General features: G+C 52.0%; 4 protein-coding genes. 3 read left to right on the top strand and 1 reads right to left on the bottom strand.

Annotated features, from left to right (window positions below):
- The 3 genes from BLV07_RS48480 to BLV07_RS47255 all read left to right on the top strand — a co-directional run.
- Nucleotides 1-266, top strand: a 266-nt coding sequence (locus BLV07_RS48480; protein ID WP_210187870.1) for a hypothetical protein, incomplete at its 5' end; no start/stop codon positions are given.
- A gap of 85 nt (nucleotides 267-351) precedes the next feature.
- Nucleotides 352-1,002, top strand: coding sequence for a hypothetical protein (locus BLV07_RS45675; RefSeq protein ID WP_091899139.1), 651 nt, complete (start codon nucleotides 352-354; stop codon nucleotides 1,000-1,002).
- 230 nt (nucleotides 1,003-1,232) lie between these two features.
- Entirely contained in the window at nucleotides 1,233-1,550 is a 318-nt protein-coding gene (locus tag BLV07_RS47255; RefSeq protein ID WP_143035756.1) for a hypothetical protein, read from the top strand.
- A gap of 847 nt (nucleotides 1,551-2,397) precedes the next feature.
- On the opposite strand, the gene BLV07_RS48285 is transcribed toward BLV07_RS47255, so the two are convergent.
- Nucleotides 2,398-2,900 (bottom strand): hypothetical protein (locus tag BLV07_RS48285; protein WP_176946206.1); only part of this gene is annotated, 503 nt, incomplete at its 5' end.

A 2,900-nucleotide genomic window follows, 5' to 3' on the forward strand; every position in this document is an offset into this window, starting at 1 on the left:
TAGAACTCGATACTCAGGTTCAGCAGAAGAAGGCTGCTGACGAAGCTCGGATGAGAGCCGAGCAAGCTGCCGCTGACGCTAGATTGAGAGCACAGGAAGAAACCGCTGAACGAGCAAGGCAAGAGCAGGCTGAAGAGAAAGTCCGGCGACAGGATTGTCCATACGTGGTGGACCGTTCATTGCCTCGCTGCGAGAATTTCTATTCCGATTATCCAGACCCGGTTTGTTTCAAATATGAAACTTTTTGCACTCGCCGGAGGTACTAGCAGGCGAATGGCAAGGGTATTTACACAATCACATCCATAAGGTCTGTTCCTGATAAGACTGTCGTTGCTGCATAGGAAAATTCCCATGAGGGCTCTTAGCGTAAGTCTTGTAATTGCGACGATCGTATGTACTGCGTCTCTAACTGCAGCGGCAAAGGACAGTAAGGCCCGCAAGGAGGGTACTGGCACTACATTTTCTGCTCCCGTTAAAGTTTACATCGAGGACGACGATGAGGCCAAAGCGCAGAATCCTCCTGCCAATCAATCGATGATGACTGCGCCGTCGTCGGCACCCGATGCTCCTCAGGTTTCGAACAGTGAGGCTCACGAAGCCGCAGAGACGCTGGACTTGTCACTTCAATGCGCCAGCAAGCCCATTCGCTACCAAGACCAACATCTCAACCACACCGTTACAAAATCCTTGGGAGACGAGAAGCGGCTTCAGTTTACGGCTGAAGTGAAAGAGGGTGATAAAGCGCCGTACACCCTCGCAGTGTCGGTGGCCTATAAGGATTTAAATAATGTCGAGCTTGATCGCCCGCTGGATCAAACATTCTTGGACGGACGTCCCGTCGTAAATGTGAAGGTTTACTGCAAGAAGTCTGCTCCCAATTGCGTCGATGTTGGCTTCGTCATGGGCTCTCGGACTTCTGTCACTTTCGTGCCGGCGTGCAATATCGAGACTGCACAAAGAGCAAGATTAGCGATCGACACCCTTATTAAGTTCAACAACTAAGGTGATCCGTGCTCCGTCCTTATTCCCCGCTTCTGGCGGCCGTCATTTTGGCGGGCCTGTACACACCGTTAATGTCAGCCGAGGCGGACAAACCTCCCCTCCCGCCGTCCGACCCTAAGAACTACGACGAATGTCGAGCGTATCAAATCAAGCAGAACGAATACGTTCATAGCGCTCAAGAGCGGAGCCGAGCATGCACGGAACCGCTGTGGAAGGTTAAGGGGGCGAAAATGATCGACTTCAAGCCTTCATGCGGAGGGCCATCCATTGCGACTTTCGAGAAGTGCAAGGATGTCTTTGATGCCTCGTGGTGCTCGACTACTGGCTATGGAGAAAAGCTTCGTGCATGTAACGCAAAGGCTGCCGCAGCAGTTCGTAAGCCCTTAGACGATGCAAATGCGGCGAATGAGGCTCATAGAGCGCAGGAGCGAGTAAAGGCTCTTCGGGAGCAGTGCAGCAAGGAATCCGTTTTGCCAAAGCCTGCTGCCTGCAAGGAGGTGGAAGGGGCTGGATCGGGGCTCGATGATCTGCTCCCGAAAGACAAGTGACCGACTCACGTCAAGCATGGAAAGATTTGATACTTGCGCTTGGAGCTTGGACTTGGCTCGGTGCTGCCAATCCAAGTTTTGCCTTGGATCAAGTCACCCAGCGCCAGCATGATCTGCTATCTGGAAATGGAGTCTCTACTCGATCGACAATGAAGCATACGACGGTGAGGAAGCGTCGTTTTTTATAAATGAGCGTGAGGTGAGCGTTCCTCACCACTGCAATTGGTTCCTGCGTAATCTTGAGGTCGAAGGGAACGCTCTTCGCGACTTACCCTCCTCGACGTGCTCCAAGCCTTAGGCGGTTCTCGCTACGAAGTAGATGAGATCGAGCTCAAGCTTTATCCCTTGGACCGCAGCGGAGCCAAAGCCCTTCTCTTTAGACGGAATAGGAGGCCGGTGACGCCTTAGCTAAGATGCCGGAGCAACTAGCTGCACGACTTAGCCGCAATATAGGCCGGAAATTTTCTTCGTCCTACTCGAGAACTCTATATTGATTCGATCAGCGTGATAGTCTGCTGTTCTTGGGCAGCCTTCACATAGAAAGCGTGACGTTGGCAATCGCAGCCATCGAAGAAATGCTACCGGCTTCCCTTTGAAATGTGCAAGCAGACGGGCTCCGCATTCATCCGGGTTACGGGCAAATGCGTTTTCAGCTCCAATGCATTCAACTAGAAGCAAAGCACAAGCTAGCAGTATCAGCTTTCTGAATGATCGCACTATCATCAGTAGCGCCACATTTTCGCTGGACGCCCCTCCCCCTCGTTTCTAGTCCACTTAGGTGGTAGACATTCAGAGCTGCTCGGCTGAGCAAGAGGTTGTTATCGAATCATGCCGGAAGCATCCGAAACTATCCAGCAGGCTCGTAGAAGCAAATAACATCAACCGTTTGCCCCCCGTCATAGTTTTTTCTACGAGCCGAACTTATGCCTCGCACGTCCCAGCATTTTCCTCCCAGGTAACGTTCGAAATTTCCATTATATCCGCCATTCAAGTGATGTTTTGAATAGCAAACGTAGAGATTTTCTTCGGCGCCGCATTGGTAGACAACATGCCTACTAAGTGATCGCTCTACGTTGACGTCTACCTGTTCGTCGTTATAGGCAATTCCGGCCATGGACGAAAAAGCTGGATATTGCTTAACCTGTGGTAACACAGGTGGCTGGCTCTTTCGTATAGTCGCCTGCCTAGCCGCATCAGCAGCCGCCTGTCTCGCTGCCTCAGCTGCCGCTTGCCTCTGCCGTTCAGCTGCTTCTTGCTGTGCTCTCAATCTAGCGTCAGCGGCAGCTTGCTCGGCTCTCATCCGAGCTTCGTCAGCAGCCTTCTTCTGCTGAACCTGAGTATCGAGTTCTA

This window comes from Bradyrhizobium sp. Rc2d (assembly GCF_900099855.1).
Taxonomy (GTDB): Bacteria; Pseudomonadota; Alphaproteobacteria; order Rhizobiales; family Xanthobacteraceae; genus Bradyrhizobium.